General features: G+C 62.4%; 15 protein-coding genes and 1 pseudogene. 8 read left to right on the forward strand and 8 right to left on the reverse strand.

Features of this window, described 5'->3' with window-relative positions:
* Positions 1-13 precede the first annotated feature (13 nt).
* From groL to ACX80Z_RS14265, 4 genes are all read right to left on the reverse strand, one after another.
* The gene (gene groL / locus ACX80Z_RS14250; RefSeq protein ID WP_019483821.1) at positions 14-1,651 is read right to left on the reverse strand and encodes a chaperonin GroEL; all 1,638 of its coding nucleotides are present in this window, start codon (positions 1,649-1,651) and stop codon (positions 14-16) included.
* Positions 1,652-1,918: 267 nt separating this feature from the next.
* Complete coding sequence (locus ACX80Z_RS14255; protein ID WP_459316308.1) at positions 1,919-2,197, reverse strand: GNAT family N-acetyltransferase; 279 nt, start codon at positions 2,195-2,197, stop codon at positions 1,919-1,921.
* A gap of 11 nt (positions 2,198-2,208) precedes the next feature.
* Positions 2,209-2,865, reverse strand: coding sequence for a LytR C-terminal domain-containing protein (locus ACX80Z_RS14260; protein ID WP_459316309.1), 657 nt, complete (start codon positions 2,863-2,865; stop codon positions 2,209-2,211).
* 52 nt (positions 2,866-2,917) lie between these two features.
* Positions 2,918-3,220: a DUF3263 domain-containing protein gene (locus ACX80Z_RS14265; RefSeq protein WP_050995015.1), complete on the reverse strand. Its 303-nt coding sequence runs from the start codon at positions 3,218-3,220 to the stop codon at positions 2,918-2,920.
* A gap of 124 nt (positions 3,221-3,344) precedes the next feature.
* Here ACX80Z_RS14265 and ACX80Z_RS14270 point away from each other — a divergent pair, with 124 nt between their 5' ends.
* A complete protein-coding gene (locus tag ACX80Z_RS14270) occupies positions 3,345-4,109 on the forward strand; it encodes a uracil-DNA glycosylase (protein WP_459316310.1) in 765 nt (254 codons plus the stop codon).
* Position 4,110: 1 nt separating this feature from the next.
* Here the strand turns inward: ACX80Z_RS14270 and ACX80Z_RS14275 are convergent, their stop codons facing one another.
* Entirely contained in the window at positions 4,111-5,829 is a 1,719-nt protein-coding gene (locus tag ACX80Z_RS14275; protein ID WP_459316311.1) for a threonine/serine exporter family protein, read from the reverse strand.
* A gap of 49 nt (positions 5,830-5,878) precedes the next feature.
* Positions 5,879-6,952, reverse strand: a complete 1,074-nt coding sequence (locus ACX80Z_RS14280; RefSeq protein ID WP_459316312.1) for a lipid II:glycine glycyltransferase FemX — start codon at positions 6,950-6,952, stop codon at positions 5,879-5,881.
* A 172-nt stretch (positions 6,953-7,124) separates the two neighbouring features.
* Here ACX80Z_RS14280 and ACX80Z_RS14285 point away from each other — a divergent pair, with 172 nt between their 5' ends.
* The 3 genes from ACX80Z_RS14285 (at position 7,125) to ACX80Z_RS14295 (ending at position 10,917) form a co-directional block, all read left to right on the forward strand.
* A complete protein-coding gene (locus ACX80Z_RS14285; protein ID WP_459316313.1) occupies positions 7,125-8,129 on the forward strand; it encodes an aldo/keto reductase family protein in 1,005 nt (334 codons plus the stop codon).
* Positions 8,126-8,974 carry an NAD-dependent epimerase/dehydratase family protein gene (locus ACX80Z_RS14290; RefSeq protein WP_019483814.1) on the forward strand — a complete coding sequence of 283 codons (849 nt, stop codon included), beginning with the start codon at positions 8,126-8,128 and terminating at the stop codon, positions 8,972-8,974. Before ACX80Z_RS14285 ends, ACX80Z_RS14290 begins: the two co-directional genes overlap by 4 nt.
* 224 nt (positions 8,975-9,198) lie before the next feature.
* Complete coding sequence (locus tag ACX80Z_RS14295; RefSeq protein WP_459316314.1) at positions 9,199-10,917, forward strand: HNH endonuclease signature motif containing protein; 1,719 nt, start codon at positions 9,199-9,201, stop codon at positions 10,915-10,917.
* 203 nt (positions 10,918-11,120) lie between these two features.
* On the opposite strand, the gene ACX80Z_RS14300 is transcribed toward ACX80Z_RS14295, so the two are convergent.
* Positions 11,121-11,954 carry a tryptophan-rich sensory protein gene (locus tag ACX80Z_RS14300; RefSeq protein ID WP_459316315.1) on the reverse strand — a complete coding sequence of 278 codons (834 nt, stop codon included), beginning with the start codon at positions 11,952-11,954 and terminating at the stop codon, positions 11,121-11,123.
* A 97-nt stretch (positions 11,955-12,051) separates the two neighbouring features.
* Here ACX80Z_RS14300 and ACX80Z_RS14305 point away from each other — a divergent pair, with 97 nt between their 5' ends.
* A complete protein-coding gene (locus tag ACX80Z_RS14305; RefSeq protein ID WP_459316316.1) occupies positions 12,052-12,435 on the forward strand; it encodes a hypothetical protein in 384 nt (127 codons plus the stop codon).
* An 83-nt stretch (positions 12,436-12,518) separates the two neighbouring features.
* Here the strand turns inward: ACX80Z_RS14305 and ACX80Z_RS14310 are convergent, their stop codons facing one another.
* Positions 12,519-12,821, reverse strand: coding sequence for a DUF4193 domain-containing protein (locus ACX80Z_RS14310; RefSeq protein WP_019483350.1), 303 nt, complete (start codon positions 12,819-12,821; stop codon positions 12,519-12,521).
* Between the two features lie 271 nt (positions 12,822-13,092).
* On the opposite strand from ACX80Z_RS14310, the gene ACX80Z_RS14315 reads away from it, so the two are divergent.
* The 3 genes and pseudogenes from ACX80Z_RS14315 to ACX80Z_RS14325 all read left to right on the forward strand — a co-directional run bounded on the left by ACX80Z_RS14315 (position 13,093) and on the right by ACX80Z_RS14325 (position 16,051).
* Positions 13,093-14,187 (forward strand): alkene reductase, encoded by a 1,095-nt coding sequence (locus tag ACX80Z_RS14315; RefSeq protein WP_459316317.1) that lies wholly within the window; start codon positions 13,093-13,095, stop codon positions 14,185-14,187.
* Between the two features lie 619 nt (positions 14,188-14,806).
* A pseudogene (locus ACX80Z_RS14320) lies at positions 14,807-15,160 on the forward strand (M23 family metallopeptidase); the annotation flags it as partial.
* A 663-nt stretch (positions 15,161-15,823) separates the two neighbouring features.
* Positions 15,824-16,051 (forward strand): hypothetical protein, encoded by a 228-nt coding sequence (locus tag ACX80Z_RS14325; protein WP_459316321.1) that lies wholly within the window; start codon positions 15,824-15,826, stop codon positions 16,049-16,051.
* Positions 16,052-16,410: the final 359 nt, after the last annotated feature.

The raw sequence follows: 16,410 nt of genomic DNA on the forward strand, positions 1-16,410 counted from the left end.
TCGCCAGTGGGGACTAGAAGCCGCCCATACCGCCCATGCCGCCCATTTCGTCGCCGCCGCCGCCGCCGGCTGGAGCCTTTTCAGGCTTGTCAGCTACTACGGCTTCGGTGGTGAGGAACAGACCAGCAATGGATGCCGCGTTCTGCAGTGCAGAGCGGGTGACCTTTACGGGGTCGTTGACTCCGGCTGCCAGCAGGTCTTCGTACACGCCGGTTGCTGCGTTCAGGCCGTGGCCTGCAGGCAGTCCGCGGACCTTGTCGACAACGACGCCTGGCTCAAGGCCGGCGTTGAAGGCGATCTGCTTCAGAGGAGCGTCGATGGCAACGCGAACAATGTTCGCGCCGGTTGCCTCGTCGCCTTCGAGCTGCAGTGATGCGAAAGCCTTGGCGCCGGCCTGGATGAGAGCAACGCCGCCACCGGCGACGATTCCCTCTTCGACTGCTGCCTTGGCGTTGCGGACTGCGTCCTCAATGCGGTGCTTGCGCTCCTTGAGCTCAACCTCGGTTGCAGCTCCGGCCTTGATGACTGCAACGCCGCCGGCCAGCTTGGCCAGACGTTCCTGCAGCTTCTCGCGGTCGTAGTCGGAGTCGGAGTTCTCGATCTCGGCGCGGATCTGGCTGACGCGTCCGGCGATCTCTTCGGCGTTGCCTGCACCTTCGACGATGGTGGTCTCGTCCTTGGTGACAACAACTTTGCGTGCGCTACCCAGGAGGTCGAGCGTGGCGTTCTCAAGCTTGAGGCCAACTTCTTCGGCGATAACCTGGCCACCGGTGAGGATAGCGATGTCAGCCAGCTGGGCCTTGCGGCGGTCACCGAAGCCTGGAGCCTTGACGGCTACCGACTTGAACGTGCCACGGATCTTGTTGACCACCAGGGTAGCCAGCGCTTCGCCTTCGATGTCTTCAGCGATGATCAGCAGGGGCTTGCCTGACTGCATGACCTTCTCAAGAACCGCTACGAGGTCCTTGACGTTGGAGATCTTGGAGTTGACGATCAGGATGTACGGATCTTCAAGTACCGTTTCCTGGCGCTCTGCGTCGGTAACGAAGTAGCCGGAGATGTAGCCCTTGTCGAACCGCATGCCCTCGGTGAGCTCGAGCTCAAGGCCGAAGGTGTTGGATTCTTCAACGGTGATAACGCCTTCTTTGCCGACCTTGTCCAGCGCTTCAGCGATCAGATCGCCGATCTGCTGGTCACCGGCAGAGATGGAAGCCGTTGCAGCGATCTCTTCCTTGGTTTCGATTTCCTTGGCGGAAGCCAGCAGCTCGCGAGTGACGGCTTCAACAGCCTTCTCGATGCCGCGCTTCAGGCTCAGTGGATCGGCGCCAGCAGCAACGTTCCGCAGGCCTTCCTTGACCAGTGCCTGTGCAAGGACGGTGGCGGTGGTGGTACCGTCGCCGGCGACGTCGTCAGTCTTTTTGGCGACTTCCTTAACCAGCTCTGCGCCGATCTTTTCGAACGGGTCGTCCAGTTCGATCTCCTTGGCGATGGATACACCATCGTTGGTGATCGTGGGGGCGCCCCACTTCTTTTCCAGGACGACGTTGCGGCCACGTGGGCCCAGCGTTACCTTGACGGCGTCGGCGAGGATGTTGAGTCCGCGCTCAAGGCCGCGGCGTGCCTCTTCATCAAAAGAAATGATCTTGGCCATAGTGGCTTAGGTCCTTTCGGGGACAGTACTGCTTATCAGCAAACTTATGCTCACCGGCTGCGGTGCCCGCGACGGACGGGTATCAGCAGGACGATCTCTTTACGTCCCGCCACGACCCTCACCACAGTGGTGTGCTTGTCACATCCAACCCCGCCAACAATTAGCAGTCAGCGGCTTAGAGTGCTAACTCAATAATTAGCACTCTGGCTGCCTGAGTGCAAGTGAAGACCCTCCCGCTGGGCACGGGTGACGCCGTACACCACCGAGTCATTCCCAGTGCCAGGACACCGTCCCGAGCAGTTGGTTGGTTGGCCCATCGGCGATCACCAGCCGCCGACGCACCTCGGGCCACTCGCTGGAGTCCAGTTGCTCCTTGATGCGCTCGACGGCGGCGTCTGCCTCCTGCAATGTGTGCGGCGGGAAGTAGGGCCCGTCCCACAGATTCCACTCGTGGTGAGGTTTCAGCCATTCGCGATAAGCGGAAAGATCTTCGGGCCGCCAGTCACGGAGCCGGATCTGCCGGCCCTCGATCAGCACCCTCGACATCTGCTCAATGCCTATTGGAATCCGGGGCCGACAACCACTGTGATGCTCGAAGACACTTCGGTGGTTTCGACCAGGGTTGGGATGCCGAGGATGCCAGCTACTTCCTGTGCCGCCGCAAGCTGGGAGGCGTTGTTGTAGAAGATCACTGAGGTCTGGGGCGGCGCTCCGCCCCAGTCTGCGATCTGGCCCACAGTCCAGCCACCAGCCGTGACCCGGCCGGCTGCCGAACTGGCCAATCCGCCGATGCCCGTTGAGTTGTAGACGTTTACTGCCTGGGCCCGGTCGATCGCTGCCGGTTCCTTGCTGGGAGTGGGTTCATCCTCGGTGGGCTCAGCGGTGGGAGCCCCTGTTGGGGCTTGGATCGCCGGATTGGACGGGGTCGGCTCGGGCTCGGAAGCGTCGTCGTCGGCCGGGGCAGGCGACGCGTTCGAGGTGGTCTCGGAGACCGGCGCGGTGGTGGTCTGGCTGGCGGATGACTCCGTCTGGCCAATGCCAAGACGGGGAAGAATAAAGTAGGCGGCCAGCCCGACGGCGAGCGCGAGTACCCCAACCAGGATTTTCAACGCCAGCCCACTGGACCGCGGAGGAACCAGTCTTTCCCGGTGAACGCCCTGCCGCGATGCGGATTCAGGGATCTTGTCGAACTCGTCCCGGGGGTACTGGCTCATAGTTATGCGTCATCCTTGGGTTTTGGCGCTGTAAAGGGTTCGCCGGGAGCGTTCAGATGTCAGCGCCGAGGCGGCGGGCTGAGCGCGCGCGCTGACGCGATGTACGTAGTCTACGCAGTCGCTTCACCAGCATCGGATCGTGAGCCAATGCTGCCTCGGTGTCGATCATGGCGTTGAGGATTTGGTAGTAGTGGGTAGCCGACAGGTCGAACAGTTCGCGGATGGCTTGTTCCTTGGCCCCTGAGTACTTCCACCACTGGCGTTCAAGGGCAAGCATTTGCTGCTCGCGGTCTCCCAGCACAGACGCCTGACGGTGACCCTCCGGATCAGGGTGTACCGCACTGTCAGCGCGCACCGCATCAGTCACTGCCTATCGCCCCTTAGTTGAAGGCAGCTTAGTGGAACGCTGCCGTTGACCTTCATGGTAATTGGGAATAACACGGTTGTCATTTGGCGGGCTCGGGCACAAGGATGGGAGGGTGTCCGAATACCAGAGCGCCCTCTTCCCCGAGCCAGCCCCCTCCCCCACGGCGTCCCCGATCCGGGACGGCTCGAAATTCCCGTTCGCCGCCCCCGTTCCGGTGGCCGACGTCGTTCATCCGTCCTGGGCTGCCGCGCTGGCGCCGATCGAGCCGCAACTGCACCTGCTCGCCGATCGGCTCCGCACGGAGGTCGACGGCGGACACGAGATCCTGCCGCCAGCCGAGCACATCCTCCGGGCGTTCAGTTACCCGATGGATCAGGTCAAGGTGCTGATCCTGGGTCAGGACCCGTACCCGACGCCGGGGCACGCCGTCGGGCTGTCCTTCTCGGTAGCGGGAAGCACCCGACCCCTTCCACGGAGCCTCGCCAATATCTATCGGGAACTCGCTACCGACACCGGCACGTCGGTTCCTGCGCACGGCGACCTGTCGGGGTGGGCCGAGCAGGGAGTGCTGCTGCTGAACCGGGTCCTGACGGTGCGGGCCGGCGGCGCGGCGTCACACCGCAGACTGGGCTGGGACGTAGTGACCGATGCAGCGGTGGAAGCCCTGGTGGCCAGAAACCTACCTCTGGTTGCGGTGCTGTGGGGCAGGGACGCCCAGCAGATCAAGCCCCTGCTCGGCAGCACTCCGGTGATCGAGTCAGTGCACCCAAGCCCGCTGTCGGCGTCGCGAGGGTTCTTCGGCAGCCAGCCCTTCACCCGGGTCAACACGTTCCTGGCGGAGCAGGGCGCCGAACCGGTGGACTGGCAGTTGCGCTGACTTACCGGCGCCGGTTCCGGCGTTCGTTACTGCTGACTCCCTTGGTCAGCGGACGGGCCAGGTTGTCACCCAGCACCACGCCGCCGGCAATGGCAAGAATGATCGTCAACGCATTGAACAGGCTGTTGGTGCCAGCCCCAATCAGCTCGGTTTCGATCGTCAAGCCGTACATCGACCTGAACACCATCAGGCCCGGGTAGAGGAACATGACGGCCGGAACTGCCACGACCAGCTGGGGTGCGCCCATCCGCAACGCCACCATTCTCGCGAGCATCCCGATCAGCACTGCGGCGATTGCCGGGGCTAGGCGGTAGCCCACGCCCAGGCTGACCACCAGCGAGTACAGCAGGAAACCGGTGACACCGATCAGGGCCGTGGGGAGCAGGAGTTTCATGTCGGTCTGTTCTGCGACTCCGATCATGGCGACGGCGATCAGCACCAGCGCTGCCGCCACCGGCAGCGGATACATTGACCCTTCGGTCGTCAGCGCCAGCTCTGGCACCCCCACCAGTGCGCCAACGACCAACGCGACGGCGATCCCGGAGATGATCGCGGCAAACACGAGGAACGCTGATAGATACCTGCCCGCCGCGGTGACCGGGAATCCGTTGATCGCGTCCTGGGTTGCGGAGACGAGTCGGCCAGTCGGCAGCAGTAGCAGGATTCCGCCCACCACGACGAACGACGGCGCAATGCCGATATCAAGCCACCAGAAAAACATCGCGATGATCGTGACCATACCCGAGGCGGTAGCTACCGCGAAGAACTCAGGAACCCGCCACTTCCCCAACTGACGCAAGAGGAGGTCGACGCCGATGCAGCTGGCAAAGCTGATCAGCGACTCCAACGGTCCGCCACCAATGAAACTCACGATGGCAGCCCCGAACACACCGAAGGCAGCCGTCACCATCCACCGGGGAAAGGGTTTCGGCTTGTGGGTGATCTCGTCGAGCCGAGCCGCAGCTTCGATCCGCGAGGTTCCGCCGTTGACGACGTCGGTCACCAACTGATGCACCTTCAGCAGTCCGGCGTAGTTATTGGTCCAGGAACGAACCACCCGCAGCACGGTGACTGGGGTCTGGTCCTTGGCCGAATAGTTCAGGATGACCGACTGGTTGGTGATGTCCACTTCGATGTTGTCCAGCCCAAAGGCTGCGGTGACCGCGATGATGCTGGTTTCGACCTCAAGGGCGCCGGCGCCGTACCGGAACATCGTTTCGGCCAGGCTCAGCGCGAAATCGAGGGTTCTTCGCGCGTTGATGTCCGGCCCGGAAACCTGGATGGTGGGATTCGCATAGGGGCTGCCAGCCAGCCGTTCAACGATGCTCATCGCCTGGGTGGGCGGAGTCTCCCCCTGCACCAGTCGGCGGAGTACCTTCCTGGCTGCGGCATTCGAGCGGTCGGGGCGCACTGAACGGGGCGTGGTCGGCAGCGCATCGGTGGGCGTCGAGTAGGTCCTGCGATCCGGCTTGTTATTTGCCGGACGTGGGCGGGACTTGGGCTTGGCTCCGGAAGACCTGCCAGGCTTGCCGGCCGATCCGGAGCGGCCTGCGTATCCCGGGCCCCCAGGGGTGCCGGGCAGCGAATGAACGGGACGTGCTGCGGGCTGGGCAACGCTGGCCGGGGTCCCCGCGGTGGGAACGATCGGCAGCTGTTCGGCTACCGGCGCAGGGTTGGTGTTGGGGTTGCGGCCGTCGTCGGCCTCGGTCTTCTCTCCCATGGAATTCACCCCTTCATCCGGTGCGCCCGCAGGGAGCGGGAGTGTTTGTTTAGTAGAACGGTTGCTGGTGTCGGCGCCAGTAGATTTGTCGAGCGACCTTCTCGCCGATCACGTTCCAGAGTCGATACTTCCACGCGCTGAGCGGTAGGTCATAACAGCCGACGAAGTCCGTCACAGTCTTGGTGAAGCTGGTCTTGAACAGACCCAACCCATGGTGCTGATGGGTGGGGTCCTTGAGCCGGTCGCTGGGGGGAGTGCCGCAGAAATCGTATTCAACTATCCCGAACTCTTCCTTGAGGTCAGTGATCGCCTGCCACTGCACCAAGTGGGAGTCACCATACTGGGATCGTTTGGGCTTGGATCCGCCGTCCTTGTAAGTACCTTTGAGCCCGTAGTTGATGACGAACGCGCCAACGGCGGGTTCGTCATCTTCGTAGACGAAGTACAGGCGACCCTGGCCGGCGTCGGCGAAGTTCCGCCAAAACCGGCTGTAGTACTCATACGAGCGGAGCTTGGCGGCCGATCGATCCTCGATGTGGGCCATCAGCTGGTACATCTGGCGAAAGTTTTCGTCAGTGGGTTCCATCCGGCGCACTTCGACGCCTTCACGGCTGGCACGACGTACAGCGTTGCGGCCGCGCGAATGCAGGTTGCGCAGCAGTTGGTTCGGTTCTGGGGTGGTGTCCAGGATCGCAGTGTGGTCGTTGGGCTGCAGATCGAAGGTTTTGATCAGGCCCGCGTTGAGAAACAGCCGGACGACGTCGTCGTCGGCAGGGATGTCGGGCTCCACCTTCACTGCGAACACGTTGTGACGCCCGGTACGGACCAGGTCCCGGCAAGCGTCAAGCACCGCCGGCACATGGGCAGGATCGGCAACGTCAGGGCCCTTGATGAGATACCAGAGGGCGCCCAGCAGAGGCAGCCGCTTTTCGATCACCAGGTTGTAGGTGGTGTACTCGGCGCTTTCAAAGACCAGGAACCGGGGAGTCCAGCCGTGCTGAGACTTCACATCGGCGAAGGATGCCGACTGGAGCATGTTTCCCCCGTTAGGGTTCGACGTCACCAACGCGTCCCAGTTGTCCCGCTCCTCGGCCGTGGCTAGACGCGCGGTGAACTTAACCAAAATCCCTCAATCAGTGGTGGTGAAACAAAGACAATTCAGTGTACCGGTTGGCCCTGTTTGCCTCGGTCAGCTTCGCTACTGTCTGGCCACCGCGCCGCAAATCGTCACCTTAGGCAACGACACTGCAGTGTGATCCACCTCATTCCTCGAGTGGTGCCCTAGCATCGAATGTATGGACTATCGATACCTCGGAAACAGTGGATTCAAGATCTCGGAAATCACCTACGGCAACTGGTTGACCCACGGATCGCAGGTGGAGAACGACGTCGCCACCCAGTGTGTGTGCGCGGCCCTGGATGTGGGCATCACCAGTTTCGACACGGCAGATGTATACGCCAACACCGCCGCCGAAACGGTGCTCGGCGAAGCCCTGAAGGGCGAGCGGCGCCAGTCCCTGGAGATCTTCACCAAGGTGTGGGGGCCCACCGGGCCGAAGGGGCCAAACGACGTCGGGCTCTCCCGTAAGCACATTATGGAGTCAATCAACGGTTCGCTGGAGCGCCTGCAGACCGACTATGTGGACTTGTACCAGGCGCACCGTTACGACTACCAGACGCCGCTGGAAGAGACGATGCAGGCGTTCGCGGACATCGTTCGCCAGGGCAAGGCCCTGTACATCGGTGTCAGCGAATGGGATGCACGCCAGATCCGCGCCGGGCATGCGCTGGCCAAGGAACTCGGCTTCCAGCTGATCTCCAACCAGCCTCAGTATTCGATGCTGTGGCGGGTCATTGAGGAGGAAGTGGTTCCCGTGTCCGAGGAGCTGGGGTTGTCCCAGATTGTCTGGTCACCGGTGGCGCAGGGCGTGTTGACCGGCAAGTACCAGCCAGGTGGCACCCCCGAGGAAGGATCGCGGGCCGCCGATGACAAGGGCGGCTCAAACATGATCAAGCGGTGGATGTCCGACGAGACACTCACCAGAGTGCAGAAGCTCCAGCCGATCGCCGATGAGGTTGGGCTCACCATGGCACAACTGGCTATCGCCTGGGTGCTGCAAAACAAGAACGTTGCTGCAGCGATCATCGGCGCGTCGAAGCCTGAGCAGGTCAAGTCAAATGCTGTGGCATCGGGAGTGACCCTCGACGCTGCTGTCATGGCCAAGATTGACGATGCGGTTGGTTCGATGGCGGAGACCGATCCGGCGAAAACTGTTTCACCTGAGCAGCGGCCCGTATGAGGCTCGCGGTAACCGGTGCCACCGGCAAATTGGGCCGCACAGTCACCTCGGTTCTGAGAGCCGCGGGGCATGAGGTTATTGGTATGGACGTGCAGGGGGAACGTGGTCCTGGCTTCGTGAAGATCGACCTGACCAACTACGGACACGTCATTGATGCCTTCATGGGTGTCGACGATCAACATACCGGCTTCGACGCCGTCGTTCATCTGGCGGCCATTCCCGCTCCCGGCATCTACGCAGATGCTGCGACCTTCCACAACAACATGCCGGCCACCTACAACGTGTTCCAGGCCTGCCGCCGGGCTGGAATCAAGAAGGTTGTGTACGCGTCCAGCGAGACCGTACTGGGGCTACCCTTCGACGAGGACCCGCCCTACATCCCCGTCGACGAGAAGTACACCGCACGGCCGGAAAGCACCTACTCGCTGGTCAAACACCTAGAAGAGCAGATGGCGATCCAGCTGACGCGGTGGGATCCCGAGTTGAGCATTACCGCGCTGCGGTTCTCGAACGTCATGGACCCCGAGGATTATGCGAAGTTCCCTTCTTTCGATGCCGACGCTATGGCTCGGAAGTGGAATCTCTGGGGGTACATTGACGGTCGCGACGGCGCGCAGGCCGTGCAACGGGCGTTGGAAAACGCAGGGCCGGGCTTCGACACGTTCATCATCGCCGCAGCTGACACGGTGATGAGCCGCTCCAGCGCATCACTCGCTGCCGAGGTGTTCCCGGACGTCGAGGTGGTCAAGGACGTGGGCGAGCACGAGACGTTGCTGTCCATTGATCATGCCCGCAGCGTGCTCGGCTTCGATCCTCAGCACAGTTGGCGGGATCACGTCGGCTAGCTGAACCCGTGAAAAGCCGCCCAGCGACGCCGGGCGGCTTTTTCATGAGTTCAGGGTTTCGGAACCTACGAGGGGCCCGCCTCACCTGCATAGCCTTGGCCCCTATGACCTCGACACATCACGCTGGCCGCGAAGAATCAGCCTGCAAAAAAACTTCGAAAAAGTTTTTTCCGGGACCCCTATTTTCCCCTCATACTGTCGGTGCTCGATGATGGAATTGGGGTATGAAAAGCAGTGCAGCTTCTGCTGCCGGATCGGAAATCCCTGCCGAATCCGGCGCGGATTCCGCCTCGACCAGCGGGCCCGCGAACACGGCCACGGGTACTCCCGCCAGCGCTTCTGCCGGGTCTTCTGCTGGGTCTTCCGCTGGAACTCACGCCGGGGCTTCTGCTGGGTATGGTCCGGAGGGACCGCTGGGCGTGGACGCGGTGTGGACAGCACCCACTGTTGAACCGCCGGAGTCGGAGGCTGCGGGTTCGACCGATTCGGATGATGAGGCATCGGATTTTTGGGGATTGGCCTTCGTGCCCGGCGAACGGGTGCGCTCCAGTGACGAACCTCCCGCCCTGACCGGCCAACTCGGGCTCGCCGCCCCGGCCGGCCTTGACTCTGCCCAGGTCTTGGATGCGTTGAACGACATCGCCGAGGCGCGGTCATGGCTCGATGCCCAGGAAGCGAAACTGGTCACCCGAATCCTGGACCTGCAAACCGAGCAAACCCGTTGCGGCCGCGGGGCGTTCGGGTTCGAGAAAACCCTGACCGCAGCCGAGATCGGCGCCACGTTGCACCTGCCGGAGCGGACCGCCGGGTTCCTGGTCGAACACAGCACCCTGCTGACCCGCCACTACCCGGCCACGTTGAACGCGTTAGAGGACGGCAGACTCTCACGCCGCCATGCCTGGGCCGTTGTCGAAGAAGCCACAGACATGCCCGACACCGACCCTGCCCTGGCGGCCGCCTATGAAACCAGGCTGATCGCGTTGGCCGGTCAGACCACCGTGACGAAGTTCTGCCGCCAGGCCCACCGGTTACGCGAAAAACTTCACCCCGAACCCATCAGTAGCCGGCACCGGAAAGCTCTCCGGGAACGCGAGGTGGTCCTGAACCCCGCCCACGACGGGATGGCCTGGCTCGCCGCGTACCTGCCGACCGATCACGCGGCCGGGATCTTCCACCGGGTCGACACCGCAGCCCGGGCCCTGCAGGGCCCCGACGAGGCCAGGACTCTCACCCAGCTCAGGGCCGACGTTCTGGTGGACGTCCTCACCAGCGCCGGACCCACCGGATACCTGAGTGGCCCGGCCAGAGGGACCAGCGGGACCGAATCCTCTGGGCCCGAAGATTCCGTGCCCAGGAGCGATTATGACAGCGGCGACGGGTCCAACGCGTCGACCGGGTCCAGCGCATCCAGTCGGCCGTGGGAGGCCGGCACGTATTGGGGTGTGCAGGCGAAGGTGTTCGTCACCGTCCCGGTGATGACTCTCCTCGGCGGGGACACACCGGGTGAGTTGGAAGGCTACGGTCCGATTGATCCCGAAACAGCACGTCAGCTCGCCGGGCACGCACCATCGTTCACCAGGATCCTCACCCACCCCTTCACCGGAGCCAGGCTTGGCGCTGATGCGACCACGTACCGGGTCCCGCAGGACCTGAAGGATGCGGTCCGGGTTAGGGATGGGACGTGTCGGCATCCGGGGTGTAACCGGTTGGCGGTGTTCTGCGAACTCGACCACACCACCCCCTGGTCCCAAGGCGGCAAAACGTCCTACGGAAACTTGGCGGCCCTGTGTAAACGCCACCACATGTTCAAAACCGAAGGCTACTGGCACTACCAACAACCAGACCCCGGGACCATCATCGCGATCTCACCTGCCGGTGAAACCTACCTCACCCGACCAGACCCACCACCAGCACCACCACCCGACATACCCCCGCCCTTCTAGAAGCACCCATTGAGTCAGCACCGCCTCCTAGGCAGCCCCAGCGTGCCTAGCAGCTCCGCCCCAGACGTGAGATTTGGTGATTCAAAAAACCGTCGGCCCACCACATGTCACCTCTGGCGGGCGGATGCGGCCAGAGGGTACGGGGCTGGGCTGGACGGGTGCGGCCAGAGGATGCGGGGCAGCCAGAGGCGGGGCGCGAAGCTCTACCGCAGCGCGGAAGTGGACGCTCCTGCATGGCTGCGGGAGCGCACCCTGATGATGACTGTTGCAAGCAGGACGATTGCCGCCACGACCGCGGCAGCGATCGACGTCGTCGCCGATTCCATGTCGCCACTGGTGCGCCCAACCGCGATCCAGGTGAGTCCCCAACCAATAGCCGCCGCGACGGCGAGACGACCCTTGCCTTTGAGCGCCAGCCCTAGGCCAACCAATGCAACGACGGCAAGGACAGCGACAGCCCAAACTTCTTCGTTCAGGCCAAACCCATCGAAGCCTGCAGCGGTCAGCGCAGCAGCGATGTTCGCGCACACCGCCACGCAGACCCAGCCAAGATAGAGGCCCAGCGTGCCATCGACAATCACTGCCTCAGGCCACGATGATGCTGGCCGGCCGCTGTAGCGCAGAAATACGACGGTCAGGACTGCAAGCAGCACCAGAATCACCGGCACACTCGCATTGAGCCACCCGGCCTGGATGCTCAGAATCCAGACCGCGTTCAACACCATTGACACTGCGACCATCCAGCCGAGCGATCGTTGCCGCTGCGCGGATCGCTGTGACGGCAACCATTGCCAGACGGTGTAAGCCACCAAGCCCGCGTACACCACTGACCAAATGGAGAACGCAGCACTCGCCGGGGCCAGAAGGGTGGCGTCCGTGCCCAATGCCCCGCCAGCCGCCTCTGCGATGGGCGTCCCGCCGAAGACTCCGACACCGATCATCGATCCCACCAGGCAGAAGATCATGCTGGCAGTGACAGCTATCTGGCGATACAGGTCAGCGCTGGTCTTTTCCTTGCTTGATGTGTGGGTTCTCATACCTCTATTGAACCGGTCAGACCGCGATAAAACTATCTCCTCCGCCAAGAGGTCAGTAGGCTGGGTAGTTCACGTGTTGACTCGAAAGGTGCATGTCATGACTGAATCAAACCTCCCCGAAGAGGAACTGAGTATCACCGACGCAATCGATACAGCGGAAGCCGAGGAGCTGGATCCGGTGGCTGCGGGACAGCCCGACAGCTACCCGGGCGCTGCGGAAGACAACCCTGACCAGTGGCGAAACGACCCGCTACTTCAGGACGAGCCGGCTGCGACGGTGACCGCGGAAGGCACCGTTGCAGAGCAGGTACTGCGCGATGGATCTGAGGGCGACGACGCCGCACCGACGCTGGGCGAAGCCGCCGCGGACGTCGATTTCGGCGATCCCGCTGACGAATCAGAGATCGATGGCAGCGACGACAGCGCCAACCTTGGCGGTTCGCCCCTCAGCCATGCCGATGAGGATCTGCTGGGTCACTAGCCGTCACACCCGATCCTCAGGCTGCGTCGTCGACAGACCGAGGGGTGGTCCGTCGACGGCGCAGTGGAGAAGTCTTCTGGTGGTTAGCCTTCGCATTCCCGGCAGAACAGGAGGTCGCCCTTCTGGCGGGCAACCTGGCTGCGGTGGCGGACCAGGAAACAGGAGGAGCAGGTGAACTCATCATCCTGCGGCGGAATTACCTGGATCAGGAGCTCCTCACCCGAGAGATCCGCGCCGGGAAGGTCAATCCCTTCGGCAGTGTCGGCATCCTCGACGTCAACTGAAGCCGACTGGGATTTGCTGCCACGGTTAGCCTGAAGGGCTTCGAGGGACTCGGCTTCCTTGTCCTCATCGTTGTTGCGTGGTGCGTCGTAATCCGTTGCCATTCCGGTGCCGTTCTCTTGAAAATCGCTGAAGCTGTGTGGTTGATGCAGCCACCGAGTATAACCATGAAATTCCTGACCAATGTGCAGGAGATATTGTTGCACGATTACGCATAATTGGGCCCCCTCTGAGCATCACGAAAGGGCCTACGGGGTGACAGCTAGGTAAGCGATATCCGTGGCTAGCTATTCCCGCCTACACCGGCCCTGGAATAGGTCGGACCTGGACGGGGTTGCCCCTTGCAGAACCTATTTTCAACGGAAAGTGCTGCTTGTGACTCTCTTCACCCCGCTCACCATTGGTGCCATGGAACTGCCCAACCGTCTCGTCATGGCCCCCCTCACCCGGGTCCGTTCGAGCAGGGAGGGCGTTCCTGGCCCTCTCGTGGTTGAGCACTACCGGCAGCGCGCATCATTGGGGCTGATCGTCACCGAGGGTACCTACCCGAGTGACGCCGGCCGAGGCTTCCCCGGCCAGCCAGGCCTAGTGACAGCGGAACAGTTGGCCGGCTGGCGCAATGTCACTACTGCTGTGCACGACGCCGGTGGGCGGGTCTTTGCCCAGGTCATGCATGCCGGACGGGTCACCCACGAGGCAACCACTGGCGGGCACACGGTCGTTGCTCCGACCGCTGTGGCGATCAATGGCGAAACCCGAACCTATGATGGCAAGTTGCCGTACCCGGTTCCCCACGCCCTGACCACTGACGAACTTCCCGGCGTCATCGATGAGTTTGTCCAGGCATCACGGAACGCGATCGACGCTGGTATGGATGGTGTTGAGCTTCATGGGGCCAACGGCTACCTCCTCCACCAGTTCATGTTCCCGGAAACCAACCAGCGCGACGACGGTTACGGCGGCTCCCCCGCCAACCGCGCCCGTTTCATGGCCGAGGTAGTCCAGGCCGTAGTTGCAGCGGTCGGCGCCGAGCGGGTGGGACTCCGGATTTCCCCGGGCACCAGCGGCAGGGACGTGCTACCCGCAGATCCCGACGACATCCTCGCTACCTATGGCGCAATGGTCGACGCTATCGCACCCCTCAACCTCGCTTATCTGAGCGTCCTACACGAAGACCCAGCCGGTTCACTGATCCAGGGACTCCGTTCGCGCTTCGGCGGACCCTTCCTGGTGAACAGCGGCTTCGGCGTGATTACCGACCGTGACGAAGCCGAGAGCATCCTCGCATCCCGGCTCGGAGACGCCGTCGTCGTCGGCCGTCAGGCGATCGCGAACCCGGATCTGGCCCGCCGGTGGCAGGAAGGCCTACCGCTGAACGAGCCCGACCCTGCGACCTACTATTCACACGGCGCCGAGGGATACATCGATTACCCGTTCTACGAGGATGTGCTGGCCGAAGCTACAGCCTAGGAGTCCCGGCCGCCCAGGATATGCACACCCACTCAAGAGAGCTAGCTTGGTAAAACCCTAGGAAGTCACACGATTCCTCGAATGTACGTCCTCAAGCCGTTGCGCATCCTGGTGCGGTAAGCCAATCTGAGGGGGTACTTAAGAAACTTTCCTCGCAGGGGTGAGTGGGTTAGGGTCGATTCGTATTCGCCGCAATGGGAATTCACCTCGCTGGCCAGCTCGCGCAGCAGGGATAGCTCTGGAGCTAATCGTGAAAACTGTCCAACCAATCTTCGCCCCGAAGACCCCGGGTTTGCGCAAGTCTGCCACGCGGACAACCCTTGCGGTTTGCGTAGCTATGGCGGCAATCTGCAGCTCCGGATATCAAAGCACCATCCAAGGAACGACCGGCCAACTGGCGGCGGCGGCAACTCGAAGTGCCGTGTCGACTGCCGTACCCACTGGTTGGGTTGGGCGTGAGCTACTGGCCATACCAGCTCCTGAAACCCCAGACTTCCTCTTTCCTGGTTCACCCGTCGACGAGACTGAGCCCAATATCCCCAAGCCCTCCGACGACGGTCGTCCTCTGACTAGCGGTCCCATGGACGACGGTCCAGCCCGGCCTGGTCTCGGCACACTCATGTCACCGCTGGGGACGCTCAGCCCCAGCTCGCCGTTCGGCGAGCGCATCAATCCACTTACTGGCGAGGCGGGCGAATTCCACTATGGGCTGGATTTCGCCGCACCCTGCGGTACGTCAGTTCATGCGGCGGATGCCGGAACGGTACGGGCCGTCGGGTGGCACCCCTGGGGTGGCGGGAATCGAGTGGAGATCGATCACGGCAACGGGCTGATCACCACCTACAACCACCTTGAGGGGATTTCGGTTGAAGCCGGAGCTACCGTTGAAGTCAGCGAGATTCTGGCGACCGTCGGGTCAACCGGGTCCTCAACGGGTTGTCATCTGCATTTTGAAACCATTCGCGATGGGTCCCACGTTGATCCTCGAGGATGGACGCTCACACCGCTGAATCCCGCATCCCAGGTGGGAACACCGGACATGACCTCCTACGCACCGGGTGGGGGCGCATCAAGCAATGCAGTGCCATGGGTAATTGCTATGCCTCACGAGGTGTCACACGGTACGGGTGACAGTCGCATCGAAGGGGTGCATGGACCGGCGATTGTTGCCGCGCCAGCAGTTCCGAAGCCTGCCGGTTCGACCCCGCCACGGCACTCTTACCCGGTTGCTCATGATTCCAAGCCGACTCCCCGACCCGCTGCCAGACCATCCGAACCCAAGTTGTCAGAACAGGATAAGCCTCAGCCGGGGCCGTCAAGCCAGAGTCCTTCGAGCCCGAACTCTTCGAGCCCAAGTCCGTCAACGGTCCCAACGAAACAGGATGAACCTGCACCGTCGCCCAGCTCCCCGGGGCCTGAGCCAGAAAATGAAACTACTTCCCCGCCCGCTCCCGGCCCCGAGCCCACACCCCAACCTGAGCCTTCACCCGCTCCTGAACCGGACCCTGACCCAGCTCTGGTCTGCACCGAACCTGAGACAGTCCAGGCTATTGGAAGTGGATCCGGTGAGGACTCGACGCCGGGACACGGCCCCCGACAGGATGCGTCGCCGTTCCCGGTACCGATTCCCGTACCAGTGACCGACGACGAACAGGTTGCCTCCGATGCCCCGGCCCCTCCTGCGGATGGCACTACTGAGGCGGATGGCACTACTGAGGAAGAGGCCGGGGACGGCGATCCGGCCGTTCCAGCTCCCCCCTGCGATGGTCAAGAGGAGTCAGACGCTGATTCAGATGGCGAGATGGACAACCACCAGGACCCCGTCGTCGCACCGGCAGACGAGGCGACCGCGGCAAAACCCTAGCCCGTCTGCAAGGTTGGTGATGCCTCATTTGTGGATTTGGCACTCTCTACCTGCATCACGGATGGGGAAAACGAGTATTCCCTACTCGTGACCCGGCGGGTGGCGTTTCGTAATGTCTATCCATGACAAACATTAATCACAGGTGTCAGTGTTGCGGCGAACTAGTTGACGAAGTCTTCTGCGAGGACTGCACCGAGGAATTTAGTCAAAACGCTGCCTGAGCGCTGAGCCGCCCGATCGCCGGGCTGTGAGCGGCCTAGGGATTTCGGACAGTGGGACCTCTTAAACTGAGGTTTCTACTGAAAGTGAGATCTGCAGTATGTCTGCATCGCGTCGCCGGTTTAGCCAGGAGTTCAAGG

This window comes from Arthrobacter sp. TMT4-20 (genome assembly GCF_054510775.1).

Excerpts from the sequence above, each read along its gene's own strand:
- groL (WP_019483821.1), bottom strand. The coding sequence starts at position 1,651 with ATGGCCAAGATCATTTCTTTTGATGAAGAGGCACGCCGCGGCCTTGAG.
- ACX80Z_RS14255 (WP_459316308.1), bottom strand. The coding sequence starts at position 2,197 with ATGTCGAGGGTGCTGATCGAGGGCCGGCAGATCCGGCTCCGTGACTGG.
- ACX80Z_RS14260 (WP_459316309.1), bottom strand. The coding sequence starts at position 2,865 with ATGAGCCAGTACCCCCGGGACGAGTTCGACAAGATCCCTGAATCCGCA.
- ACX80Z_RS14275 (WP_459316311.1), bottom strand. The coding sequence starts at position 5,829 with ATGGGAGAGAAGACCGAGGCCGACGACGGCCGCAACCCCAACACCAAC.
- ACX80Z_RS14285 (WP_459316313.1), top strand. The coding sequence starts at position 7,125 with ATGGACTATCGATACCTCGGAAACAGTGGATTCAAGATCTCGGAAATC.
- ACX80Z_RS14290 (WP_019483814.1), top strand. The coding sequence starts at position 8,126 with ATGAGGCTCGCGGTAACCGGTGCCACCGGCAAATTGGGCCGCACAGTC.
- ACX80Z_RS14295 (WP_459316314.1), top strand. The coding sequence starts at position 9,199 with ATGAAAAGCAGTGCAGCTTCTGCTGCCGGATCGGAAATCCCTGCCGAA.
- ACX80Z_RS14300 (WP_459316315.1), bottom strand. The coding sequence starts at position 11,954 with ATGAGAACCCACACATCAAGCAAGGAAAAGACCAGCGCTGACCTGTAT.
- ACX80Z_RS14305 (WP_459316316.1), top strand. The coding sequence starts at position 12,052 with ATGACTGAATCAAACCTCCCCGAAGAGGAACTGAGTATCACCGACGCA.
- ACX80Z_RS14310 (WP_019483350.1), bottom strand. The coding sequence starts at position 12,821 with ATGGCAACGGATTACGACGCACCACGCAACAACGATGAGGACAAGGAA.